The sequence below is a fragment of the Rhodococcus sp. NPDC055112 genome, assembly GCF_053607505.1.
Map to the genome: position 1 here is coordinate 19,088 of NZ_JBSGTR010000022.1, position 24,427 is coordinate 43,514.

General features: G+C 68.3%; 23 protein-coding genes. 4 read left to right on the forward strand and 19 right to left on the reverse strand.

What is annotated here, in order from left to right; genetic code table 11:
- Positions 1 to 22: 22 nt before the first annotated feature.
- Positions 23 to 1,036 carry an LLM class flavin-dependent oxidoreductase gene (locus tag ACWFRB_RS12590; protein ID WP_452641374.1) on the forward strand — a complete coding sequence of 338 codons (1,014 nt, stop codon included), beginning with the start codon at positions 23 to 25 and terminating at the stop codon, positions 1,034 to 1,036.
- On the opposite strand, the gene ACWFRB_RS12595 is transcribed toward ACWFRB_RS12590, so the two are convergent.
- On the reverse strand, positions 1,004 to 1,789 hold the full coding sequence (locus tag ACWFRB_RS12595; protein ID WP_452641375.1) for an SOS response-associated peptidase: 786 nt from the start codon (positions 1,787 to 1,789) through the stop codon (positions 1,004 to 1,006). The two genes, ACWFRB_RS12590 and ACWFRB_RS12595, sit on opposite strands and share 33 nt — an antisense overlap.
- A gap of 38 nt (positions 1,790 to 1,827) precedes the next feature.
- Here ACWFRB_RS12595 and aroA point away from each other — a divergent pair, with 38 nt between their 5' ends.
- Positions 1,828 to 3,123, forward strand: a complete 1,296-nt coding sequence (gene aroA, locus ACWFRB_RS12600) for a 3-phosphoshikimate 1-carboxyvinyltransferase (protein ID WP_452641376.1) — start codon at positions 1,828 to 1,830, stop codon at positions 3,121 to 3,123.
- A complete protein-coding gene (rsgA, locus tag ACWFRB_RS12605) occupies positions 3,084 to 4,130 on the forward strand; it encodes a ribosome small subunit-dependent GTPase A (protein ID WP_452641377.1) in 1,047 nt (348 codons plus the stop codon). Before aroA ends, rsgA begins: the two co-directional genes overlap by 40 nt.
- 342 nt (positions 4,131 to 4,472) lie before the next feature.
- Here rsgA and ACWFRB_RS12610 read toward each other — a convergent pair whose 3' ends face one another.
- The 6 genes from ACWFRB_RS12610 to ACWFRB_RS12635 all read right to left on the reverse strand — a co-directional run bounded on the left by ACWFRB_RS12610 (position 4,473) and on the right by ACWFRB_RS12635 (position 10,658).
- Complete coding sequence (locus tag ACWFRB_RS12610) at positions 4,473 to 5,714, reverse strand: fatty acid desaturase family protein (RefSeq protein WP_452641379.1); 1,242 nt, start codon at positions 5,712 to 5,714, stop codon at positions 4,473 to 4,475.
- 122 nt (positions 5,715 to 5,836) lie between these two features.
- Positions 5,837 to 7,063, reverse strand: coding sequence for a fatty acid desaturase family protein (locus tag ACWFRB_RS12615; protein ID WP_452641380.1), 1,227 nt, complete (start codon positions 7,061 to 7,063; stop codon positions 5,837 to 5,839).
- Positions 7,064 to 7,168: 105 nt separating this feature from the next.
- Positions 7,169 to 8,284, reverse strand: coding sequence for a ferredoxin reductase (locus ACWFRB_RS12620; protein WP_452641381.1), 1,116 nt, complete (start codon positions 8,282 to 8,284; stop codon positions 7,169 to 7,171).
- Positions 8,285 to 8,358: 74 nt separating this feature from the next.
- A complete protein-coding gene (locus ACWFRB_RS12625; RefSeq protein ID WP_452641382.1) occupies positions 8,359 to 8,865 on the reverse strand; it encodes a DUF6912 family protein in 507 nt (168 codons plus the stop codon).
- Between the two features lie 9 nt (positions 8,866 to 8,874).
- Positions 8,875 to 10,242 carry a WS/DGAT/MGAT family O-acyltransferase gene (locus tag ACWFRB_RS12630; RefSeq protein WP_452641383.1) on the reverse strand — a complete coding sequence of 456 codons (1,368 nt, stop codon included), beginning with the start codon at positions 10,240 to 10,242 and terminating at the stop codon, positions 8,875 to 8,877.
- On the reverse strand, positions 10,236 to 10,658 hold the full coding sequence (locus ACWFRB_RS12635; RefSeq protein WP_452641384.1) for an HAD-IA family hydrolase: 423 nt from the start codon (positions 10,656 to 10,658) through the stop codon (positions 10,236 to 10,238). Before ACWFRB_RS12635 ends, ACWFRB_RS12630 begins: the two co-directional genes overlap by 7 nt.
- A gap of 169 nt (positions 10,659 to 10,827) precedes the next feature.
- On the opposite strand from ACWFRB_RS12635, the gene ACWFRB_RS12640 reads away from it, so the two are divergent.
- Positions 10,828 to 11,337: an Rv3235 family protein gene (locus ACWFRB_RS12640; RefSeq protein WP_452641385.1), complete on the forward strand. Its 510-nt coding sequence runs from the start codon at positions 10,828 to 10,830 to the stop codon at positions 11,335 to 11,337.
- A gap of 6 nt (positions 11,338 to 11,343) precedes the next feature.
- Here the strand turns inward: ACWFRB_RS12640 and secA are convergent, their stop codons facing one another.
- The 12 genes from secA to ACWFRB_RS12700 all read right to left on the reverse strand — a co-directional run bounded on the left by secA (position 11,344) and on the right by ACWFRB_RS12700 (position 24,426).
- Positions 11,344 to 14,136 carry a preprotein translocase subunit SecA gene (gene secA, locus ACWFRB_RS12645; RefSeq protein ID WP_452641386.1) on the reverse strand — a complete coding sequence of 931 codons (2,793 nt, stop codon included), beginning with the start codon at positions 14,134 to 14,136 and terminating at the stop codon, positions 11,344 to 11,346.
- 111 nt (positions 14,137 to 14,247) lie between these two features.
- Positions 14,248 to 14,922, reverse strand: coding sequence for a ribosome hibernation-promoting factor, HPF/YfiA family (gene hpf / locus ACWFRB_RS12650; RefSeq protein ID WP_452641387.1), 675 nt, complete (start codon positions 14,920 to 14,922; stop codon positions 14,248 to 14,250).
- Positions 14,923 to 15,093: 171 nt separating this feature from the next.
- Positions 15,094 to 15,753 carry a ComF family protein gene (locus tag ACWFRB_RS12655; protein ID WP_452641388.1) on the reverse strand — a complete coding sequence of 220 codons (660 nt, stop codon included), beginning with the start codon at positions 15,751 to 15,753 and terminating at the stop codon, positions 15,094 to 15,096.
- Positions 15,754 to 15,783: 30 nt separating this feature from the next.
- The gene (gene lpqB, locus ACWFRB_RS12660; RefSeq protein ID WP_452641389.1) at positions 15,784 to 17,535 is read right to left on the reverse strand and encodes an MtrAB system accessory lipoprotein LpqB; all 1,752 of its coding nucleotides are present in this window, start codon (positions 17,533 to 17,535) and stop codon (positions 15,784 to 15,786) included.
- Positions 17,532 to 19,265, reverse strand: a complete 1,734-nt coding sequence (gene mtrB, locus ACWFRB_RS12665) for an MtrAB system histidine kinase MtrB (RefSeq protein WP_452641390.1) — start codon at positions 19,263 to 19,265, stop codon at positions 17,532 to 17,534. Before mtrB ends, lpqB begins: the two co-directional genes overlap by 4 nt.
- On the reverse strand, positions 19,262 to 19,939 hold the full coding sequence (gene mtrA, locus ACWFRB_RS12670) for an MtrAB system response regulator MtrA (RefSeq protein WP_097210558.1): 678 nt from the start codon (positions 19,937 to 19,939) through the stop codon (positions 19,262 to 19,264). The genes mtrB and mtrA overlap by 4 nt, the downstream gene beginning before the upstream one ends.
- Positions 19,940 to 20,004: 65 nt before the next feature.
- Entirely contained in the window at positions 20,005 to 20,646 is a 642-nt protein-coding gene (locus ACWFRB_RS12675; protein WP_452641392.1) for a dTMP kinase, read from the reverse strand.
- 11 nt (positions 20,647 to 20,657) lie between these two features.
- Positions 20,658 to 22,139: an adenosylhomocysteinase gene (gene ahcY, locus ACWFRB_RS12680; RefSeq protein WP_452641393.1), complete on the reverse strand. Its 1,482-nt coding sequence runs from the start codon at positions 22,137 to 22,139 to the stop codon at positions 20,658 to 20,660.
- 67 nt (positions 22,140 to 22,206) lie between these two features.
- Positions 22,207 to 22,845, reverse strand: coding sequence for a TetR family transcriptional regulator (locus ACWFRB_RS12685; protein ID WP_452641394.1), 639 nt, complete (start codon positions 22,843 to 22,845; stop codon positions 22,207 to 22,209).
- Between the two features lie 8 nt (positions 22,846 to 22,853).
- The gene (locus tag ACWFRB_RS12690; protein ID WP_452641395.1) at positions 22,854 to 24,092 is read right to left on the reverse strand and encodes an NAD(P)/FAD-dependent oxidoreductase; all 1,239 of its coding nucleotides are present in this window, start codon (positions 24,090 to 24,092) and stop codon (positions 22,854 to 22,856) included.
- Positions 24,089 to 24,262 (reverse strand): rubredoxin, encoded by a 174-nt coding sequence (locus ACWFRB_RS12695; protein ID WP_027500191.1) that lies wholly within the window; start codon positions 24,260 to 24,262, stop codon positions 24,089 to 24,091. The genes ACWFRB_RS12690 and ACWFRB_RS12695 overlap by 4 nt, the downstream gene beginning before the upstream one ends.
- Positions 24,262 to 24,426: a rubredoxin gene (locus ACWFRB_RS12700; RefSeq protein ID WP_452641396.1), complete on the reverse strand. Its 165-nt coding sequence runs from the start codon at positions 24,424 to 24,426 to the stop codon at positions 24,262 to 24,264. The genes ACWFRB_RS12695 and ACWFRB_RS12700 overlap by 1 nt, the downstream gene beginning before the upstream one ends.
- Position 24,427: the final 1 nt, after the last annotated feature.

The following is a 24,427-nucleotide window of genomic DNA, read 5'->3' on the forward strand; positions in this document are numbered from 1 at the left end:
TCCGAACGAAGGCGGCACCACCGTGACGGTTCCACTCTCCATCCTCGATCTTGCTCATATCGGCGAGGGCGAGAGCGCAGGCGACAGTTTCCGGTCGAGCGTGGAGATGGCGCAACGCGCCGAGCAGTGGGGCTATCGGCGCATCTGGTACGCCGAGCACCACAACATGCCGTCCATCGCCTCCTCGGCCACCAGCGTGCTGATCGCGCACATCGCGGCGCACACGCAGCGGATCCGCCTCGGCGCAGGCGGCATCATGCTGCCCAACCATGCGCCGCTGACGATCGCCGAACAGTTCGGCACTCTCGCCGAGCTGCACCCCGGCCGGATCGACCTCGGGCTCGGCCGCGCGCCGGGCAGCGACCAGAAGACGATGCGGGCGCTACGACGCGACCCCGCTTCCGCGGAGTCGTTCCCTCAGGACGTGCTGGAGCTGCAGGGCTACCTGACCGGTCCCTCGCGAATCCCCGGGATCGAAGCGACGCCGGGCAAGGGCACGAATGTGCCGCTGTACATCCTCGGATCGTCCCTGTTCGGCGCCAAACTGGCTGCCGCGCTGGGACTTCCGTATGCCTTCGCATCACATTTCGCGCCGAATGCACTGCTCGACGCCATCGCGATCTACCGCCGCGAGTTCCGGCCCTCGGCCCAGCTCGCGGAGCCGTACGTGATCGCCGCCGTCAACGTCATCGCGGCGGACACCCAGGGCGAGGCGGACCGGCTGTTCCTCGAGACCAAGCGCAAGCGGGTCGGGCTGTTCATCGGTCGCGGCCGGACCTTCACGGCCGACGAGGCGGACATGATCCTCGAATCCCCCGCGGGCCAACAGGTGCTGCAGATGGTGCGGTACTCGGCCGTCGGCACGCCGACCGTGGTGCGCGAGTACCTGGACCGATTCGGTGAGGAGACCGCCGCGGACGAGCTGATGGTCGTCTCCTCGGCGACCGATCGCACGGCCTGGCTTCGCTCGCTCGAGCTGGTGGCCGAGGTCAGCGACCTGTCCTCACAGCAGGGTGATCTGCTCGCCGACCGCTGACCCCGGCGCCCCGACCGGCGCGATCAGCTCCGGACCGTCGTTCCTGACGCTGTTCACCCGGTCCGACACCCGCCGGATCTCGATGCCGGCCGCGACCGCCTCGTCGATCGGGTCCAGCAGGTCGTCGGGTGCGTCCGCGTCGGGGTCGAGCCAGCTCTGCCACCGATCCGGCGTGAGGATCAGCGGCATCCGGTCGTGGATCGACTGCAGCTCGCCGACCGAGTCGGTGGTGAGGATCGTGACGCTGAGCAGCGGCGCGGTGTCGGCCTCGCGGTCCCGCCACACCGACCACAGGCCTGCCGCGTAGAGCCGCGAGCCGTCCGCGGGGGTCATGAAGTACGGCACCTTCGCCGCCTTGCCCGTCGCCGCAGGCTCCGTCAGCCACTCGTACCAGCCGTCCATCGGCACCAGGGCGCGCTTGGTCTTGAGCGCGCTGCGGAAGGCAGGCTTGGTGGCGGCGGTGTCGGCGCGGGCATTGAACAGCGGCGCCCGCTTGGCCGGCACGCCCGGTTCCGACGCCTTGGTCCACGACGGCAGGAGACCCCACCGCATCCGCCGGATCCGGCGGGCAGGAGCGTCGTCCGGGTGCTCGTGCGAGTGCCTGCTCACCACGGCGAGCACCGGGTCGGTGGGTGCCACGTTGTAGTTCTCGGCAGGCTCGCGCGCACCCCCGGGACCGGACGTCTCGTCGATCGCATCCAACTCGACCGCCAGCAGCGCCGGGTCGACCGTCGTCGCATATCTGCCGCACATACGACCATTGTGTCTCGCACCACCGACACTCTGGGAAGATGGTGCACGTGAGTCTGTGGAGAGCGCCCGTCGCCGCATCGCCCGTGCACGCGTCCGTGACCCTGCCCGGGTCCAAGTCGATCACCAACCGGGCGCTGATCCTGGCCGCGCTCGCCTCGGGTCCGTCGACGATCACCGGCGCACTGCGCAGCCGCGACACCGACCTGATGATCGACGCCCTGCGCGCCCTGGGCGTACGGATCGACGACGACGGGGAGCCCACCACCCTGCGCGTGACCCCAGGGACGCTCGGCTCCGCCGCCGTCGACTGCGGCCTGGCCGGCACCGTGATGCGGTTCCTGCCGCCGCTCGCGGCGCTGTCCGACGGCACCGTCGAGTTCGACGGCGACGAGCAGGCCCGCACCCGGCCGCTGAACACCATCCTCGACGCGCTCCGTGGTCTCGGTGTCGACATCGACGGCGACGGCCTGCCCTTCACCGTGAACGGGCACGGCAAGGTCTCGGGGGGCGTCGTGACCATCGACGCCTCGGGTTCGTCCCAGTTCGTCTCCGGACTCCTGCTCTCCGCCGCGCGCTTCGACGACGGCATCACCGTGCGCCACGAGGGCCGCTCGGTGCCCTCGATGCCGCACATCGACATGACCGTGGAGATGCTGCGGGAGGCGGGGGTTCGGGTCCAGACCCCCGGCGACGGCGGCGACGCCGACACCTGGCGCGTGTCCCCCGGGCCCGTCGACGCGGTCGACTGGGTGATCGAACCCGACCTGTCCAATGCCACCGCGTTTCTTGCCGCGGCCGCGGTCACCGGAGGCTCCGTCAGCGTGCCGCTGTGGCCTGCCCGCACCACGCAGCCGGGCGATGCCATCCGCGGGATCCTCACGGAGATGGGCGCCGAAGTGTCGCTGGCGAATTCGACGCTGACCGTGCGAGGGCCGCGTAGCCTTCGTGGCATCGACGTGGACCTGCACGACATCGGCGAACTCACCCCCACCGTCGCGGCCCTTGCCGCGCTGGCGGACGGGCCGTCCACGCTGCGCGGGATCGCCCACCTGCGCGGTCACGAGACCGACCGGCTCGCCGCCCTGAGGACCGAGATCAACAATCTCGGCGGCGCCGTCACCGAGACCGAGGACGGCCTGCGCATCGAGCCGCGCACGCTCCACGGGGGCGCGTGGCGCTCCTACGCCGACCACCGGATGGCGACCGCGGGCGCGATCCTGGGCCTGGTGGTGCCTGGCGTGGAGATCGAGGACATCGGCACCACCGCAAAGACCCTGCCCGGATTCGAGAATCTATGGGCGACGATGCTGAAGTCGGCCGGAGCGCCCTCCTGACTGCGCGCCGGTACGACGAGTCCGATGTCCGGGTCCGCCCGGGCAAGGGTTCGCGTCCGCGCACCAAGACCAGGCCGGAACACAAGAGCGCCGAGACGGCGATGGTCGTCTCCGTCGATCGCGGCCGATGGGGCTGCGTGCTCGACGACGATCCGGACCGCCTCGTCGTCGCCATGCGCGCCCGCGAGCTCGGCCGCACGCCAATCGTCGTCGGCGATCAGGTGGGCGTGGTCGGCGACGTCTCCGGCCGCACCGACACGCTGGCCCGCATCGTGCGCGTCGAGGAGCGCTCGACGGTACTGCGGAGGACCGCCGACGACACCGACCCGTTCGAGCGGATCGTGGTGGCCAACGCCTCCCAGCTGCTGATCGTGGTCGCCCTCGCGGACCCACCGCCCCGCACCGGATTCGTCGAGCGGGCGCTCGTCGCCGCCTACGTCGGTGGGCTGGCGCCGATCCTCTGCCTGACCAAGGGCGATCTGGCCGACCACGCGGAGTTCGCCGCCGCCTTCGCCGATCTGGACGTGCCGGTGATCCTGGCCGGCCAGGACGATCCGCTCGATCCGGTCCAGGAGGCGCTGGCAGGGAAGGTCACCGCACTCATCGGCCACTCCGGCGTCGGGAAGTCGACCCTCGTCAATCGCCTTGTGCCCGATGCCGATCGGGCCACCGGCGTGGTGTCGGGCGTGGGCAAGGGACGGCACACCTCGACCCAGTCGGTTGCCCTGCCGCTGCCCGACCTGACGGACAGTGGTCGTTCCGGTGGCTGGGTGATCGACACGCCCGGCATCCGCTCGTTCGGCCTGGCACACATCTCGCCCGACGACGTCTTCGGCGCGTTCACAGACCTGGCCGCGGCCATCGAGGACTGCCCGCGCGGCTGCAGCCACCTTGGCCCGCCCGCCGACCCCGAGTGCGCGCTGGACCGCCTCGAGGGCGAGGCCGCGCGCCGGGTCGCAGCCGTGCGATTGCTGCTGGTAGCGCTCAATTCCAACGAGGCCTGGTAACGGTTTCGTCACCGAACAAGGTCACGGTCGGGTCAACTACACCGTGAAATCCCATGTTTGTAGTAACCGAGTTTTTACACTGTTTGGGCTCGACCTGATTCGAATCAACTCACGGTCAAGACACACCGGGATCACCCGATCTCACGGTCACGACACAAGGAGTTTCAAATGGGTAGTGCACAATTGATCATCGACGCCGGATCGGCCATCTTCGGTGACATCCAGAGCATCTTCGGAACGTTGCTCGACACCGGCTCGGCATTGGTCGGGTCCTAGCGAAACCGAGTGACGTGAGTGCCCCGTCACGGCGGGGCACTCACGTCACCTTCGACAGACTTCGGTTCAGCGGGAGAACAGTCCCCGCACGCTCCGACGCTTCTTCGCCTCACGGATGGCGGTGCGCAGACCGCGACTGCGGCCGGTGACGGGATCAACCGTCAGCACCGCCTGGGTGCCCTCCCACTTCCGCTCCGAGGCGGTCTCCGGCGCGTCGTCGGTGGTGTCGCGCAAGTATTTGTTGGGCAGCGACAGCTTGGCGATCGTGCGCCAGGCCTTCGCGTACTGCACCAACAGCGGGCCGGTGGTGTACGGCAGGTCGTACTTGTCGCACAGCGCCCGCACCCGCACCGCGATCTCGGCGTACCGGTTCGACGGCAGGTCAGGGAAGATGTGGTGCTCGATCTGGTAGCTGAGGTTGCCGGTCATGAAGTCCATCACCGGGCCGCCGCTGATGTTCGCGCTGCCGAGCATCTGCCGCAGGTACCACTGGGCCTGGGTCTCGTTGTCGACGTCGTCCTTGGTGAACTTCTCGGCGCCGTCCGGGAAGTGTCCACAGAAGATCACCGCATTGGTCCACACGTTCCTGATCATGTTCGCGGTCAGGTTCGCGGTCATCGTCGACTTCCACGCCTTGCCGGTCAGGGCCGGGAACAGGACGTAGTCCTTGACGAGCTGTTTGCCGACCTTCTCACCGACCTCGCGCAGCTTGCGCTTGGTCTCGTCGCGGTCGTCGCGGCCCATGGCGACCTTGCCCAGCTCGACGTGTTGCGCGGCGATGCCGAACTCGAAGAACAGGGCCAGCACGGTGTTGTACGCGATGTTGCCCGCGTTGAACGGCTTCCATCTCTGGTCCCGCGTGACGCGGAGCAGGCCGTATCCCACGTCGTCGTCCATGCCGAGAATGTTGGTGTACTTGTGATGCAGGTAGTTGTGCGTCTGCTTCCAGTGCGCAGATGGCCCGACGACGTCCCACTCCCAGGTGCTCGAGTGCACCTCGGGATCGTTCATCCAGTCCCACTGGCCGTGCATGACGTTGTGGCCGAGCTCCATGTTCTCGATGATCTTCGCCGTGCCGAGCAGTCCGGCACCCAGCAGCCACAACGGGCGCTTTCGGCTGCCGAACAGGACGGCCCGGCCCGCGACCTCGAGGCCACGCTGCAGGCGGATGGTGTTGCGCAGATAGCGGGCGTCGCGCTCGCCGCGCGACGCCTCGATGTCGCGACGGATGGCGTCCAGCTCGAAACCGAGCGCTTCCACATCCGCCTCGGTAAGGTGCGCGTATTCCTTGACGTCCGCAATCGCCATTCCGGCTCTCCCCGCAGTCGATCAGTTGCCTTGGTTCCGACCTACCGTACCGTAAGTTACGGCTGCGTAGGTTGTCAGAATCCAGGTGTGACCCAACTCACTGCGGGGTGCCGGAGGGGCCGCTAGCGGCGACGCTCGCGGAGCTCACGCAGCGCCGACCTCAGGCCGCTGCGCCTGCCGGTGACCGGGTCGACCCGAAGCGGATTCAGCGAACCCTCCGAGCGGAACTTGCGCTCCGAACTGGTCTCCGGCGCGTCGTCGGAGGTGGCCGTCAGGAACCGGTCCGGCAGTGCCAGCTTGTGAATCGTCCTGAGCGCCAACAGGTACTGGCGCGCCAGCGAGCCCGTCGTGTACGGCAGGTCGTACTTGTCGCACAGCGCCTGGACCCGGACCGACACCTCACGGAGCCGATTGCTCGGCAGATCCGGGAAAAGGTGGTGCTCGATCTGGAAGCTGAGGTTGCCGCTCATGAACGCCATCACCCGGCCCGCCTTGAAGTTGGCGCTGCCGAGCATCTGCCGCAGGTACCACTCGGGCTTCGTCTCGGTGCGGTACTGCTCGACGGTGAACTTCTCCGCACCGTCCGGGAAATGCCCGCAGAAGATCACCGCGTACGCCCACAGATTCCTGGCGAGGTTGGCGGTCGCGTTCGCGGTCAGGGTGTGCTTCCACGCCGGACCGGTCAGCGCCGGGAACAGCACGAAGTCCTTCGCGACCTGCTTGGCGGCCTTCGCGTAGAACTCACGATTCAGCTGGTCGACGTTGGCGCCGCCGCGCTTGAGGTCCTCGGACTTGGCATTGCCCAGGTCGTGCATCGCGATGCCCCACTCGAAGGTGGTCGCGAGGAGCACGTTCGCCGCGGGTTGCAGCAGATTGATCGGTCGCCACTGCTCATCGCGGGTCATCCGGAGGATCCCGAATCCCACGTCATCGTCCATCCCGACGATATTGGTGTACGTGTGGTGCGAGTAGTTGTGCGCCCGCTTCCACTGCGAGGTCGGCCCGGTCATGTCCCACTCCCACGTGGTGGAGTGGATCTCCGGATCGTTCATCCAGTCCCACTGCCCGTGCACCACGTTGTGGCCGAGCTCCATGTTCTCGATGCACTTGGCGAGGGCGAGCATGGTCGTGCCCGCGAACCAAGCAGGCCGGTACTTGCTGCCGAACAGGGTCAGCCGGCCACCGACCTCAAGGACGCGCTGGAGCCTGATGACGTTGCGGATGTACCGCGCATCGCGCTCGCCGCGCGAATCCTCTATGTCGCGGCGGATCTCGTCGAGTTCGCGCCCGAGCGCCTCGATGTCGGCTTCGGTGAGGTGTGAGAATTCTTTGATGTCCGTGATGGCCATCAGGGCCCTCCGATGGGGATAGATAGATTGCCTGCGGAGGCCCCCGCGGCGTATCCGATACCGACAACGATAGCCGACATCCGTGAACTCGAGATGACGAAAGAGCTAGAGGTCAAAGGTGCAGTCGCCCGCAGCCGAAGCGATACAGGTCTGCACCCGCTCCCCCTCGCCGTGCTCCCGCCCGGACCGCAGATCCCGGGTGTGACCAGCGACGAGCGGGACAACACAGGTCTGGCAGATGCCCATCCGGCACCCGAACGGCATCTGGACCCCGACCTTCTCCCCGGCCTCGAGCAGCGTGGTCGCGCCGTCGATCTCGATGCTGCGGCCGGTCTTGGTGAAGGTCACCGTGCCGCCCTGCCCGGCGTCGTCCGCGCGCGAGATCGCGAACCGCTCGGTGTGCAGTCGGTCGGCGAGACCTTCCTCCTGCCAGACGCGCTCGATCTCGTCGAGCATCGGTGTCGGCCCGCACGCCCAGGTCTGCCGCTCACGCCAGTCCGGGTACAGCGCGTCGAGGTCCGCCAGCCGGAACCGGCCGCCGGTCCTGGTGTGCTGGACCTGGGAGACGAAGTTGGGATGCGACTCGTGCAGCGCGGACAACTCCTCGCCGAACATCACGTCCTCGGCGGTCGGCGCGGAATGCACGTGCACCACGTCCGGTAGCTCGTCTCGGCGCACCATCGCGCGCAGCATCGCCATCACGGGGGTGATGCCGCTGCCCGCGGTGAGGAAGAGGATCTTCTCCGGCGGCGGCTCCGGGAGCGCGAAGTTGCCCTGCGGCGCAGCCAACCGGATCACGGTTCCCGAGGGGACGCCGTTGATGAGGTGGCTCGACAGCTTGCCCTCCGGCATCGCCTTGACCGCGATCGAGATCCGCTTCTTCTCCCAGTTCGGCGGGGAGGTCAGCGAGTACGACCGCCAGTGGAATCGACCGTCCACGAGCAGCCCGATGCCGATGTACTGGCCCGGCTGGTAGTCGAAGTCGAAGCCCCACCCGGGCTTGATCACGAGGGTTGCCGAGTCCGCGGTCTCCTTGCGGACCTCGATGACCTTGCCGCGCAGCTCGCGCGCCGACCACAGCGGGTTCGCCAGGTGCAGGAAGTCGTCCGGCAGCAGGGGTGTGGTCACCCGCGTCACCGCTCCGCGCAGCATGTTCAGCTTCGGCCGGCGGGGCGCCGAGATTTCGGCAGCGGGCGCCTCGAGCCAGTTCCTCAAACCCATCAACAATCCATCCACTCGCGTAGGTTACGGAACCGTAGGTTACCTACCCGTGTGCCCTGCTGTCACGCGGACTGTCACAACAGATCGAGTAAGAATGCGAGCTCCTGGGTGGCATACCAGGCCAACTCGTGATCCTCGGCGTCACCGAGTACGAACTCGGCGTCCGCATCACCCAGATCGGCCGCGTCGATCGCCTCGACCGCCTTGGCGATCGCCTGCTCCGCCTCCGCGAGATCGACATGGACGGAAGCGACCTCGGCCAGGGTCACCGGCGCCGCCAGCCGGACAACGGCGTCGTCGAGATCGGGCCGCAGCTTCACCTCGTCCACGTCCGCGGCGATGACCGCGCGGCGCTGGATACTCGCCGCACCCTCGTCATCGTCCTCGGCGGCCAGCAGCCGCAGCGAGGCACGTGCAGCCTCCGTCATCGCGACCTCGGCCAGCTCGTCGTCGTCACCGGAGGCATACGCCTCGCGCAGCGCCGGGGTGACAGCGAACGCGGTGCGGCTCACCGGATCGAACTCCTGGTCCGCGACCAACCTCTGCAACATCGCGATGGTCGCGGGGATGTAGACCCTCATGCGCAATCCTTATGTAGTGGCATCCAACAGCTCCTCGAGCGACTCGTACAGAAGCGCCGTCACCACATCCACGTCGGACATCGCATCGCGGTCGGCATTCAAACCGTAGTAGACGTGGCCGTTGTATGACGTCAGGCCGACACTGAGCGTCTGGTTCTTCAGCAACGGCGACACCGGATACATCTCGAGGACCTTCGCCCCGCCCAGGTACAGCGGGGACTGCGGGCCGGGCGCATTGGTGATCATCAGATTGAACACCCGTTGCGAGAGCCCACTGGCCACCCGCAGGCCCATCGCGTGCAGGGTCGCAGGCGCGAGACCCGACATCCGAGCCAGCGGCAGTGCGGCCGACCGGTTCTGCTTCGTGTGTGCCTCGGTGGCGTGCGCGATGTGCGAGAGCCGCACCACCGGGTTCAGCTCCCCCACCGGCAGGTCGACCAGGAACGAGGACACCCCGCGCTCGGCGACCCCGGAATCGACCGCCATCGGCACCAGCGCACGCACCGTGGTGAACGCGGTGACCGGCTCGCCACGGGACAGCAACCAGTTCCGCAGCGCCCCCGTCAGCACGGCCAGGATGGCGTCGTTGACCGTGCACGAGTACTTGTCACGCACGGCCCGGTAGTCCGCCAGTGTCGTCTTCGCGACCGCGAATCGCCGGTTCCGGGAGATCGGCGCGTTCAACGGGCTGGTTGGCGCCGTGTGCGCGGCCGTCCGGACCACCGCGGCGAGGTTGCCTGCCACCTCGGCCGCCGTCCCGATCAGGTCGCCGACCGCCATCCGGAGAGTGGCCGCGCCCTCGCTGGGGCGCGCGACCATCTCCGCGACGGCATCGAGCACCAGTTCCGCCTCGCGCGGTTCGCGACGCGGCATCCACAGTTCCTCGGTCGGCGGCGGCGGCGTCTTCGTCGGGTCGAGCAGCACCTGACCGATCTCGAGCGCGTGCTCGCCGTCCACCAGCGAGGAGTGTGACTTGGTGAAGATCGCCACCCGGTTCTTGGACAGCCCCTCCACGAGGTACATCTCCCACAGCGGCCGGGACCGGTCCAGCGGTCGCGAGGTCAGCCGCGCCACCAGGTCGTGCAACTGCTCGTCGGACCCCGGCTTCGGCAGCGCCGAACGCCGGACGTGATAGGTGATGTCGAAGTCCCTGTCGTCCACCCACACCGGCCGGGCGAGGCCGAACGCCACCTCCCGCACCCGCTGCCGATAGCGCGGCACCAGCGCGAGTCGGTTCTCGACCCGGGTCAGCAGGTCCTCGTAGTCGAGACCCGACCGCGGCGGCTGCAGGATCGACAGCGAACCGAGATGCATCGGGGTGTTGCTCGCCTCGAGGAAATAGAACGACGCGTCGAGTGTGGTCAGCCTGTTCACCATTGCACCGGCACCGCCTGCCCGAGATCGAAGAGTATTCGCAGTTCCGTTGCCGTGGTCTCCGGATCCACGTGGTGTACCCCGACCATCCCAGACGCGGCGGCGCCGCGGACGTTGACCGCCAGATCGTCGACGAACACGCAGTCCACCGGCGCCAGTCCGAGACGATCCGCGGTCAGCCGATAGATCTGCGGATCGGGCTTGGCCAGTCCGACGTCGCCGGAGAGCACCACCTCGTCGACCAGAACCCCGTTGCCGAGCCCGCGCAGGTCCGCACCCGTAGGCCCGCCGGGGTCGTTGCTGAGGATGGCCGAGCGCACCCCGACCGCGCGAAGCGCCCCGATGATCGCGGTCATTCCCGCACGGTCCGAGCCCGGCCCGGCCAGCACGCCGCCGAAGTCCACAACCAACCCTTGCATCCGCCCACCCTATGGCTCCGGGAACATCCGCGCGCGATGAGGTTCGCGAGAACCCGCGCGCCGCTTCCTGATCCGTGCAATCCTTCTGTCCGTCCGGCCTCTCCTCGGACTCGGCATCGCTGCCCGGCGACTCGTCACGAGCCGCCCGTCGAGACAGGAGACGTCCCTCATGCGTGACACCCACAGGTTCTTGACCCAGGCCCCGCGATGCGAACCGCCCATCGCGGGCAGGACCGAGTCTCGCGCCGCCGCCCACCGCGCTCCGACCCGCTCGCCGCACAGCGGTCGATCCCCCGGCAACGGTCGCGATCACGGGAGGCCACCGGCCGCGGCCGTCGCCATCGACCCCGAGTCGCAACGGTTCGCCGAGCACGCCCTCCGGCTGACGCTCGAGGTACTCGACCGTCGGCGTCCGCCTGCGCAGCTGCGGCCGCTGCTGGCGCCCGCGCTGGTCGGCCTCGTCGGCACGCTGGCCCAGCGCCCCCTGCCCGCCCGTGGGCTCGGCGTCGCCTGCCTGGGCCGCGTACACCTGCGACCGAGCGGAGCCGATTCCGCCGAGGTGTTCGGCAGCTACTCGCGCGGGCCGCGGATGTTCGCGGTCGCGGCCCGCATCGAACGCACGCCAGCCGCCGGGAAAGCTCTCGGCGGCTGGCGTGTCACTTCACTACAGGTCGGCTGAGGCCGGTCACTTCTTGCGCTTGGACCGTCCGGCCTGTCGGCGCTCGCGCCGGGAACCCTCGCCTGCACCCGCGGCGGTCCGACGGACCTGAGCGTTGCCGTCCTCGGCGGGACCCGAGTAGGTCAGCCTGGTCTCCTCCGATGCTTCGAGTCCCTTGGCACGCAGCGCGGCCGGTGCGGCTGGGGCCGCGGGAGCGGGCTCCTCGGTCGGCAGCGCGGCGGGCGCCTGCCGCGCCGCGGTTGCGGCGGCCGTCCAACCCGAATGCTCCGGTTCCGCCGCGGGCGCGGCCTCGACCTGCAGGTTGAACAGGAATCCGACCGACTCCTCCTTCAGGCCCTCCAGCATCGCGGTGAACATGTCGAAGCCCTCGCGCTGGTACTCGACCAGCGGGTCACGCTGGGCCATCGCCCGCAGGCCGATGCCCTCCTTGAGGTAGTCCATCTCGTAGAGGTGCTCACGCCACTTCCGGTCGAGCACCGACAGCAGCACGCGACGCTCGAGTTCACGCATCCCGTTCTCGCCTGCGATCTCGTCGATCTGTCGCTCGCGTGCGTCGTAGGCCGCCCGCACGTCCGCCAGCAGCGCATCGCGCAGTTCCTCGCGAGTGAGATCGCCGCGCTCGCCGATCTCGGTCTCGCCGGTCAGCTCCTTGTGGTCGATGCCAACCGGGTACAGCGTCTTGAGCGCCGTCCACAGCTGCTCGAGGTCCCAGTCCTCCACGTAGCCCTCGGCGGTGGCGCCGTCGACGTAGGCGGTGACCACGTCGGTGATCATGCCCTCGACCTGACCCTCCATGTCCTCGCCCTCGAGGATCTGGCGACGCTCGGCATAGATGACCGTGCGCTGCTGGTTCATCACCTCGTCGTACTTCAGGACGTTCTTGCGGATCTCGAAGTTCTGCTGCTCGACCTGCGTCTGGGCGCTCTTGATGGCCTTGGACACCATCTTCGCCTCGATCGGCACGTCGTCGGGCAGGTTGAGGCGCGTCATGATCGACTCGAGGGCAGCGCCGTTGAACCGTCGCATCAACTCGTCGCCGAGCGACAGGTAGAAGCGGGACTCGCCCGGGTCGCCCTGGCGGCCGGAACGGCCTCGGAGCTGGTTGTCGATGCGGCGGGACTCGTGCCGCTCGGTGCCGAGCACGTAGAGTCCACCGGCCGCGCGCACATCCTCCGCGTCCGCCTTGACCTGGGCCTTGACCTCCTCGAGCGCGGGCTCCCACGCGGCCTCGTAGTCGTCGGGGGTCTCGACGGGGTCCAGCCCCTTCTTGCGCAGGTGCAGGTCGGCGAGGATGTCCGGGTTTCCGCCCAGCACGACGTCGGTGCCACGGCCTGCCATGTTGGTGGCAACGGTGACCGCGCCGGTCCGGCCGGCCTCGGCGACGATGGTCGCCTCCTGCTCGTGGAACTTCGCGTTGAGCACGCTGTGTACGACACCGCGCTTGGTGAACTGCTTGGACAGGTACTCCGAGCGCTCGACGCTGGTGGTGCCGATGAGGACCGGCTGGCCCTTCTGGTGGCGCTCGACGACGTCGTCGACGACGGCGGCGAACTTCGCCTCCTCGGTCTTGTAGATCAGGTCGCCCTGATCGACGCGGACCATCGGACGGTTCGTCGGGATCGGGATCACGCCGAGGCCGTAGGTCTGGTGCAGCTCGGCGGCCTCCGTCTCGGCGGTACCGGTCATGCCCGAGAGCTTGTCGTAGAGGCGGAAGTAGTTCTGCAGGGTGATCGTGGCGAGGGTCTGGTTCTCGGCCTTGATCTCGACCTTTTCCTTGGCCTCGATGGCCTGGTGCATGCCCTCGTTGTAGCGGCGGCCGACCAGGATACGTCCGGTGAACTCGTCGACGATGATGACCTCGCCGTCGCGGACGATGTAGTCCTTGTCCTTCTGGTAGAGCTCCTTGGCCTTGACCGAGTTGTTCAGGTAGCTGACCAGCGGCGAGTTCGCGGCCTCGTAGAGGTTGTCGATGCCGAGCTGATCCTCGACGAGCTCGACACCCGCCTCGTGCACGCCGACCGTGCGCTTCTTGATGTCGACCTCGTAGTGCACATCGCGCTTGAGCAGCGGCGCGATGCGGGCGAACTCGCCGTACCACTTGCTGGAGGCGTCGGCCGGGCCGGAGATGATCAGCGGTGTGCGAGCCTCGTCGATGAGGATCGAGTCGACCTCGTCGACGATGGCGAAGTTGTGGCCGCGCTGCACCAGGTCGTCGAGGCTGTGCGTCATGTTGTCGCGCAGGTAGTCGAAGCCGAACTCGTTGTTGGTGCCGTAGGTGATGTCGGCCGCGTACGCCGTGCGTCGCTCGGCCGGGGTCATCCCGGACAGGATCACGCTGGTCTCGAGGCCGAGGAAGCGGTGCACACGGCCCATCCACTCGGAGTCGCGCTTGGCCAGGTAGTCGTTCACCGTGACCACGTGCACGCCGTCGCCTGCGATCGCGTTGAGGTAGGCCGGGAGCACACAGGTCAGGGTCTTGCCCTCACCGGTCTTCATCTCGGCGACGTTCCCGAAGTGCAGCGCCGCGCCGCCCATGACCTGAACGGTGTAGTGCTTCTGGCCGAGCACCCGCCAGGAAGCCTCCTTGGCCACTGCGAACGCCTCGGGCAGCAGCTCGTCGAGGGTCTCCCCGCGGGCGTACCGCTCCCGGAACTCCGCCGTCTTCGCGTGGAGTTGGGCATCGGACAGGGCTTCCACATCGGGCGAGATGGTGGATACGTGCTCGGCGATGTGCTTGAGCCGCTTGACCATGCGACCTTCACCAACACGGAGCAGCTTCGAAAGCGACAACGACGGCACGGGCTTAAACGTCCTCAATCCTCGGCGGGCAGGTGGTGTACACAGTGGAGCCGGTCGGGAGAGTTCTCTCCCGACCGGCTCCATGGTAGGCGCTAACTCAATTGACCGGGGTCAGGCCAGTCGGATCAGGCCATAGTCGAACGCGTGTCGCCTGTAGACGACAGAGGGCCGATCCGATTCCTTGTCGTAGAACAAGAAGAAGTCGTGGCCGACCAGTTCCATCTCGTACAGGGCGTCATCGACGCTCATCGGCGCTGCGGTGTGCACCTTGGTCCGCACGACCTGACCTGGGCCGTCGGGCGGCACGGTCTCGGATTCGAGTGACAGGTCGGGCGAAATCGCCAGGGAATCGTCCTCCGCGAGGGCCGCGGTCGCCTCGGCCACAGAGACCGGTGTCTTGTCGCCATAGTGGACGCGGCGCCGATCCTTGGTGCGGCGCAGTCTGCTCTCCAGCTTCGTGGTGACGCCCTCGAATGCCGCGTAGAAACTGTCGGCGGTGGCCTCAGCCCTTGCGACGGGGCCCTTGCCCCTGGCGGTGATCTCGACGCGCTGGCAGCTCTTGGCCTGCCGTCGATTGCGCTCGTGATAGAGCTCCACGTCGAAGAGGTAGATCGTGGGATCGAAGCGCTCGAGCCGAGCCAGCTTCTCTGAGACGTATACACGGAAGTGGTCGGGGACCTCGACATTGCGGCCCTTCACCACAATGTCGGCGCGCGGGCCGTCAGGCTGCCCGGCCGAGTCCGTCTCTTCTTCGAAAAAAACCGAGGCTTTTGAAGGGTTCGTCACGGTACCTCCAGGTTACGGCCGAGTCACCGCGGTGACAGTCGGCGGGTGATCTGTGCCGGGAGGGGACCGCCCGGCACCAGGGTTGGGGTATCACCTCCCGCCCGTGTCGTCGGTTGTGTTGGCGACGCTAGTCCGAACTGGACGCGAGTGCCAGCGTTCTCCCCGATTGATTCATGCGGCGCCGATCACAAGGACGGCATCGACCATGACACCGCTCCCGGCGAGGACCCGCACGGACTCCGAGACCGTCGCCCCGGTGGTCAAAACGTCGTCGACGAGAACCACGCAAGCAGACCGGCCGGTTCGCGCACCCGGGGCCACACGGATCCGACCCGACAGGTTCTCGACGCGCGCCCGTGCCGAGAGTCCGACCGAATCCTGAACTCCCCGAGTGAATTTCAGAATCGGCAACAACGCAACCGGTTCTGGCGACAGCGCCGACACCGCAGCGAGCGCCGCCCGCGTCACCGGGTCTCCCCCGCGCGCCCGCGCCGCCCTCGCCCGTGTCGGCGCGGGCACCAAGGTCAATCCGGCGAGTTCCGGCGGGTCGATCTCTCCGAGTTCTCGAAGCCGTTCCAGCGCACCCGCCAATGCGCGCCCGAGGGGCCTCGCCAGGTCCCTGCGTCCGCGTTCCTTGGCGGCGATCACCGCGCTCCGCCGCGGACCCGTGTGCGGCCCCAGCGCCCACGCCGGAACCCCCGGATCGAGGCGGGGAGCGAGCCGCAAGGGGTCGCTCGACAGCTCCGCCCGGCAGCGGTCACACCAGTCGGTGCCGACCGCCCCGCAGCCTCCGCACTCGCGGGGCAGGATCAGGTCGACGAGCGCGCGCATGCACCGCAGTGTGCACCCGCGCTACGACAGTCAGCCGGGCAGCACGGGGGTGGCCTTGACCCCCGTCAGTCCCGGCACCTCGCGCCAGTACCGGTCGGACGCCGGGTCGTTGTTGTTGAGCTGGAACACCCCGCGCGCATCTCCGACGAACACCGTCGTCGGGGAGGCATCGACGGAGTCGACCGGCGACGTCAGGTTCCGGCTCGGCAGCGCGTCCATCCGGGAGCCGTCCTGCGACACCATGACCACCGGGATCTCGGACGCCGCCCGGACCACCACCACGGAATCGCCACCACTCCAGTCCAGCGACACCGCCGGGCTGCCGAGACCGACCGCGGCCGGCCGTGGGTTCGTGAGCTGGTATTGGCCGTCCGGACGCCGCTCTGCGGTCGTCACGTACACCTTGCCGTCGACGATGATCGCCGCCCGAACCCCGTCTCGGGACAGCCGCAGTTCGGTGATGGACCCGCCCAGCCCCGCGATCGCGGCCGAGTCGACGGACTGAACGGACATCTGGCCCGCCGGGTCCCGCTCGGCGCGGACCACCCGGGAACCGTCCACCACGGCCCAGACGGACCCGTTGTCGGGCGACCAGGTGGGCCTGGTGATGGAACTGCCCTGGAGCAGCGGCACCGCGTCACCGTCGATCGGGCCTGCCATCAGCGTCCGAACCGTCCCTGACGCCTGTCCCGCGGCCGACACGCCTGCCGCCCACTTGCCGTCGCGGGACAACGCGATCGACTCGAGGCTCGTCGCCGAGCCGAAGTAGCCGGGCCTCGGCAACACGCCGGTATCGGTCACGCTGACCAACGCCCCGTCCCGTAGCGCGTTCAGCCCGACGACCCCACTCACCGAAGCGGTCGGGTTGGTCGAGGCGACGTCGGCGGTGCTCCATCCCTGCGGGAACCGCTCGTCGAGCGGCTTTCCGTCGGCGAGCAGCACGTACGGCCCGGAGATCTCTGCGGTGGCGAGGGTCCACACGACCTGCGCCGCGAGCAGCTCGCGCTGATGCTGGTCGAGTCCCTGCGCGCCCTGGAAGTCGATGCGGACGCCGCCGAACCCGATGCCGACGCCCTCGGTCCTGCCATCGGCCTTGGTGACCGGCGCGCGCAGCGACAGGCCTGCCAGCTCGTTCTCGACCGCGTTGGACAGCACCGCCTTGGGGCCGGCGATGAGCAGCTCCACCAGCCGCTCCGGGAGATTCTCCTGGCGGGCCGAGATCCAGCGCAGGTCGGGCACGACCATGCTCTCGCCGGGAGCGACGAAATAGAGGGCGTTGCGCTGATAGGTCTTGAGGAACTGCGGCCGGTCCATGATCACGCCGGGCGGGAGCTCGTCGATCCGCCACTGACCGTCGCTTCGGCGCAGGTGGACCTTGGCCTCGAAATTTCCCTCGGTCGCCTGGTAGGACCCGCCGGGTTCGAGCTGACCGACCTTGTTCGCGCGGATGGTGAAGGTGGCCGTGTCGCCGTTGCGCTGTTCCTCGAGCACATCCACCTTGTCGACGATGGTCGTGCTCGCGGCGTCGTCCCAGTGCTCCGCCGCGGTCGGGGTCAGGAACTGGCGCGCCGCGGCGTGCCGGTTCACGGGGTCCGTGCTGGCCGCGAAGAAGTCCCGCAGCAACAGATTCGGCTCGCGGCCCGGCAGCGGCACCGGCACCTCCCCGGTGACCGGGCTGGGCGCGATGGTGCCGATCGCCTGCGGGGTGGACGAGTCGGGGAGGCTGGCGCAGCCGGCAAGCAGGAAAACCGACGCCAGCGCCGCGGCGATCCGTATCTTCATGGCCGCTCCCTGAGCATCGGCACGCTGCTCGCCTCATCGGGGTCGAGCGACTCGCTTTGCGTCTCGAGCCCGTCGTCGGATCGGGCGGTCCCCGGGATCGGCTGCCCCTGAGCGTGTTTGCGGGTCGACGGCTTGAGCGGCAGTGGGCTGCTGGTGATCTTGTGGCCGCGCACCAGGGGCAGCGTCAACCGGAAGCATGCGCCCTCCCCCGGCTCGCCCCACGCCTCGAGTCGGCCGTCGTGCAGCCGGGCGTCCTCGAGGCTGATGGCCAGGCCGAGCCCGGTACCCCCGGAGCGGCGCACCCGGGACGGGTCCGACCGCCAGAACCTGTTGAACACCAGCTTCTCCTCGCCTGGGCGAAGTCCGATCCCCTGATCCCGCACGATGAATGCCGCCGCGTCGGCGTCCGCGCGCAGCCGCAGCAACACCGGCTGTCCTTCGCTGTGGTCGATCGCGTTGGCGAGCAGGTTCCGCAGGATGCGCTCGACCCGGCGGGGATCGACGGACGCGATCACCGGCTCTTCCGGCAGATCGAGGATCAGCTCGGTCGAGGATTCGCGGGCGAGGTGGCGGATCGTCGACACCGCGGCCCGCGCGCTCATCCGCAGATCCAGTTGCTCATTGGCAAGTTCGGCGACGCCCGCGTCGTGGCGGCTGATCTCCAGCAGGTCGTTCAGCAGCGACTCGAACCGGTCCAGTTCGGCGACGAGCAGCTGGGAGGAGCGGCGCATGGCCGGATCCAGGTCCGCGCTGCCGTCGTGGATCAGCTCCGCGGCCATCCGCACGGTGGTCAGCGGGGTCCGCAGCTCGTGGCTGACGTCCGAGGTGAACCGCTTCTGGAGGTTGCCGAACTCCTCGAGCTGGGTGATCTGTTTGGACAGGCTCTCCGCCATGTCGTTGAACGAGACGGCCAGCCTGGCCATGTCGTCCTCGCCACGGACCGGCATCCGCTCCTTGAGCCTGCCGTCCGCGAAACGCTCCGCGATCCGCGATGCCGACCGGATCGGGAGCACCACCTGCCGCGCGACGAGCATCGAGATCGCGGCCAGCAACACCAACAGCACCGCGCCGCCGATGAGCATGGTGCCGCGCATCAGCGACAGGCTCTTCTCCTCGGCCCCCAGCGGGAACACGAGGTAGAGCTGCAGGCCTGCGACGTCGGACGACACCGGGCTACCGACGATCAGCGCCGGACCGGAATAGCCCTCCGGATCCGAGACCGTCGCGAACTGGTAGCTGACCTGATCCCTCCTGACGAACTCCCTGAGATTGCCCGGGATCTGCTCGATCGGACCGCTGGACTCGGTTTGACGCGGCGGTTCCGCCGGTGCCACCAGGACAGGGGTGAAGGTTCCGGCCGCACCCGAGGCCGCGCCCGCATCGCCCTTCCGGTTCGTCAGCGCCGCGCGGGCTTGGTCGAGCTGGGTCCCGAGCGAGGTGCCGTCGTCGGCTCCCGCCAACTCGGCCTGCACGGTGCCCCTGGCCCTGTCCATCTCCTCGGTGGCGGCGGTGATCTTCGCCTCGAGCAGGCGATCGGTGATCTGGCTGGTCAGCACCACGCCGAGAATGGTGATGACCACCAGCGACAGCGTCAGGGTCGAGACCACGACCCGGAGCTGCAGTGAACGCCGCCACAGGTGCCCGAGCGAATGACTCAGGTCCTTGCAACGACGCAGCAGCGGCGTGAAGGTTCCGTTGATACGCCGCCGCGTACGAGAGAATCGGATCACGGCGGTCCGGCCTTGTAGCCGACCCCCCTGACCGTGAGCACCACTTCGGGATTCTCAGGATCGGTTTCGACCTTGGCGCGCAGCCGCTGGACGTGGACGTTGACCAGGCGGGTGTCGGCGGCGTGGCGATATCCCCACACCTGCTCGAGCAGGACCTCGCGGGTGAAGACCTGGCGGGGCTTGCGGGCCAGGGCGACAAGGAGGTCGAACTCGAGGGGCGTGAGGGCGATGAGCTGGCCCTCACGGGTGACCTTGTGGGCGGGCACGTCGATGACGATGTCCGCGATGCTGAGCAGCTCGGCGGGCTCGTCCTCGGTACGCCGCAGCCGGGCGCGCACGCGGGCCACGAGTTCCTTCGGCTTGAAGGGCTTCATGATGTAGTCGTCGGCACCCGACTCGAGCCCGAGCACCACGTCGACGGTGTCCGTCTTGGCGGTCAGCATCACGATCGGGACCCCGGAGTCGGCACGCAGCACCCGGCACACGTCGATGCCGTTCATCCCCGGCAGCATCAGGTCAAGGAGCACCAGGTCGGGCCGGATCTCTCGGACCGCGGTCAGCGCCTGCGTGCCGTCGCCGACGACGAAGGGCTCGAAGCCCTCCCCGCGGAGCACGATGGTGAGCATCTCGGCCAGAGCCGTGTCGTCATCGACAACCAGAATGCGTGGCTTCATATCCCTATCGTGTCATCTCGGGACGCCGGAACCCGTCGTTGCGTGAGGTCCGGCGCAGTGTGTCGTCATATCCACTGTGCCAGATCCGCGGCGAGTGCCGCCGGATCGACGTTCGGGTCGATCAGCTTCCAGCTCGAGACCCACTCCAGCTGAGCCAGTCCCCGGTACACGGCACCGGTCCTGCTCTGCAGGTCCGAGTCCCGCTCGTAGGCGTCAAGTTCACGAGTCGAGTCGGAGGCCTCCCTGGCCAGCGCCCGCGCCCGCGCGAGTTCGACGGGCACGTCGAGCAGCATCTGCAGCGCCGGTCGTGGCAGTCCGAGACGGTCGAACTCCAACTCGCCCACCCACCGGACGAACTCGCCGTCCGGCCCCTGCCGCAGGCGCGCCGCCCCGTAGGCCGCGTTGGAGGCCACGTACCTGTCGAGCAGCACGATGTCGTGTCGCTCGAGCAGGTCCGTCAGTTCCGCCACCGCGCCACCTCGGTCGAGCGCGAAGAGCACGGCCATCGCGTGGACCGACTCGGCCAGGTCACCGTGGGCGCCCTTCAACGCCTCGGCCGCGAGATCCGCGTGGATCGAGACGCCGTAGCGGGGAAAGGTGTGCACCGCGACGCGGACGCCGGCCGACGTGAGCTCGGAGACGAGCTTGTCGACCAGCGTCCGCTTGCCCGCGCCGTCGAGACCCTCCAGCGCGATCAGTGTTCCCACTGCGGTGTTGCTCAGTACCGGTAGTGCTCGGGCTTGTACGGGCCCTCGACGTCCACGCCGATGTACTCGGCCTGGTCCTTGCTGAGCTTGGTCAGGGAGCCGCCGAGCGCCTCGACGTGGATCTTCGCGACCTTCTCGTCCAGGTGCTTGGGCAGACGGTAGACCTCGTTGTCGTACTCCTCCGGCTTCGTCCACAGCTCGATCTGGGCGATGACCTGGTTGGAGAAGCTGTTGCTCATCACGAACGAGGGGTGGCCGGTGGCGTTGCCCAGGTTCAGCAGGCGTCCCTCGGACAGCACGATGATCGAGTGGCCGTCCGCGAACGTGAACTCGTCGACCTGCGGCTTGATGTTGACGCGGGTGACGTCGGCTGCACGCTCCAGGCCTGCCATGTCGATCTCGTTGTCGAAGTGGCCGATGTTGCCCAGGATCGCCTGGTGCTTCATCTGCTTCATGTGCTCGAAGGTGATGATGTCCTTGTTGCCCGTCGAGGTGATGACGATGTCGGCCCAGCCGATCGCCTCCTCAACGGTCTTGACCTCGAAGCCGTCCATCAGGGCCTGCAGGGCGTTGATGGGGTCGATCTCCGTCACCGCGACCCGTGCGCCCTGGCCGCGCAGCGCCTCCGCGCAGCCCTTGCCGACGTCGCCGTAGCCGCAGACGAGCGCCGCCTTGCCGCCGATCAGCACGTCGGTGCCGCGGTTGATGCCGTCGAGCAGCGAGTGCCGGGTGCCGTACTTGTTGTCGAACTTGCTCTTGGTCACCGAGTCGTTGACGTTGATGGCCGGGAACGTCAGCTCACCGGCGGCCGCCACCTGGTACAGGCGGAGCACGCCTGTGGTGGTCTCCTCGGTGACGCCCTTGACGGACTCCGCAATCGTCGTCCACTTGGACTTGTCGGCCTCGAGCGAGTTGCGCAACAGCGCGAGGAACACCTTGTACTCGTCCGAGTCGTGCTCGTCGTCGGTGGGCGCCACGACGCCCGCCTTCTCGAACTGCGCACCCTTGAGCACCAGCATGGTGGCGTCGCCGCCGTCATCGAGGATCATGTTCGCGGGCTCGCCCGGCCAGGTGAGCATCTGCTCGGCCGCCCACCAGTACTCCTCCAGCGTCTCACCCTTCCAGGCGAACACGGGGATGCCCTTGGGCTCCTCCGGGGTGCCGTGCGGGCCGACGACGATCGCGGCCGCGGCGTGATCCTGGGTGGAGAAGATGTTGCACGAGGCCCAGCGGACCTCGGCGCCGAGCGCGGCCAGCGTCTCGATCAGCACGGCCGTCTGGATCGTCATGTGCAGGGACCCGGAGATGCGGGCACCCTTGAGCGGCAGGACCTCGGCGTACTCACGACGAAGGGCCATCAGGCCCGGCATCTCGTGCTCGGCGAGACGGATCTCCTTGCGGCCGAACTCGGCGAGCGAAAGGTCCGCCACCTTGTAATCGATTCCGTTGCGGGTATCCGCCTCGAGCTTGTTCTCAGACACTGAGGTCGTCATCTGCCTCTCCTGGTTGCCGATATCTCGGGTAAGGCTATCGGGTTTCCTCCTGAGGCGGGCGCGCGAGTTACGCCTCGCCGGCGCCGACGATCGCATCGATGAAGGGCACGAAGATCCGGGCCAGGTCCTCGGCCACGTTGCGATCCGAATCCGGTGGCATCGAGATGTAACTGATCGCCAGCCTGACGATCCCCCGACTGAGGATCCCGGCGTCGGCAGGCGAGGCCTGAATCCAGCTGCGCTCCAATGTTTCCGCCAGCCTGGCCGAGGCGTGGTCGAGCAATGGGGCACTGTCGGTGGTGATCAGTCGCAGCAGGTCCGGCTTGGCTTCCCCGGTGAGCAGCGACTGGACCAGCGGATCGGAGGCGCTCTGCTGGAAGAACGTGGTGAACGCCTCGACCAGGGCCACGTGCGGCCTGCCCGCGTTGCCGTAGATGGAGTCCTCGATGGCTCCGACGAAGCGGTCCGCCAGCTGCAACGCGTACGCCTGCGCAAGACCCTGCCTGGACTTGAACTCGTTGTAGACGGTCTGCCTGCTGACCCCGGCTTCGGCCGCGATGTCGGTCATGGTCACCTCGGACCAGTCCTTGACCGACAGCAGGTCCCTCATCGCACCGAGAACCGAATCCCGCAGCAGCGTGCGGGTCGCCTGTTGGAACGGGATTCGGTTCGTCGGTGCCATGGTGGCGAGAGTGGCAGCATGCATCCGGGCCGTCAAACAGGGACCCGCTGACTCAACGCCGTCAGGTCCTGGCTCTCATCCGCCAGCAGCGCCGGATCGATCGCCGGGTGCTCGCCGATCAGGACCCGCGCCGCGCGGAGGTCCTTGGGCCTGCCGAGGGTCACCGCGCCGACCAATCGGCCGGCCCGCCGCGTGAGCAGGGTGAAGTCACGCTCGGCGATGCTGCCCCGAACGACGGTGTCGTCGTCGGCATGCGGCCACCCCGCGATCTGGAGGTTGAGCCCGTACTGCGAGGACCAGCACCAGGGCACCTCGCGTGCCGGTGCGAGCGCCGCACCGTCCAGACCCGCGAGCATCGCGCGCGCGGCAGCGGCGCCCTGGGTCTGCGCGGAGTTCCAGTGCTCGGTTCGATGCCTGCCGCCCAGCACGAGATTCGGGCAGTTGGCCACGTCCCCCGCCGCGTACACACCGGGCTCCGAGGTGGCGTAGCCCTCGTCGACCACGATCCCGTCTGCGGTGGTGAGCCCGGCCCGCTCGGCGAGGAGCGTGTTCGGCACCATTCCGACCGCGAGGAGCGCCGCGCCCGCGGACCACGTCCTCCCGTCGTCGGCGGAGGCACGCACCCCGCCCGCGCCGTCCGAGTCGAGCTCGTCGAGCCGCACCGAGGTGTGCAGCGCCACGCCGTTCTCGCGGTGGATCTGCTCGTAGAGCTCGCCGACCTGCGGTGGGAGTACCCGGTGCAGCGGCGCGGGCGCCGCTTCGAGCATCGTCACCTCGGCACCGAGACTCCTGGCGGTGGCCGCGACCTCGGAACCGATCAGGCCGGCCCCGATCACCAGGATCGAGTTGGTCCGTTCGATGGCGGCGCGCAGCGGTCCCACGTCGTGCATCGACCGCAGCGCCAGCACGGCGTCACCGGCCGAGTGCTCGATGCCGCGAGCCCGGCCGCCGGTCGCGAGGAGCAGGGCGTCGTAGGGCAGCTCCTCGCCGGTGTCGAGCCGGACCGATCGGCCGGCAACGTCGATCGAGAGGACCGCCACCGACGTGCGGAACTCGATCCCTCGCTCCGTCCAGTAGTCGAGCCCGCGGAGCCGGGCCTTCTCCGCAGGCATCGTCCCGAGCAACAAATCCTTCGAGAGGGCGGGCCTGCGGTACGGATGCGCGGGATCGTCGCCGATCACGGTCACCGATCCCGAGAAGCCCTCCGCCCGTAGCGTTTCGGCAGCGGTGATCCCGGCGACCCCGGTGCCGACGATCACGATGGAGCTCACGAGCGGGCAACCTCGACCATCTCGAAATCGGCCTTGGCCGCGCCGCAGTCGGGGCAGCTCCAGTCATCGGGGATGTCGTCCCACCTGGTGCCGGGCGCGATGCCGTCCTCGGGCCACCCCAGCTCCTCGTCGTACTCGAAACCACACTGGACACAGCGGTAGAGCTTCATCACGCAGTCCTCTCGAAATCGATCTTCTCCCGCACTCCGCAGTCCGGGCAGCACCAGTCGTCGGGAACCGAATCCCATGGGGTGCCGGCCGGGAATCCTTCTCTCGGGGCACCTTTCAATTCGTCGTAGAGGTAGTCACACACCGGGCACTGGTAGGCAGCCATG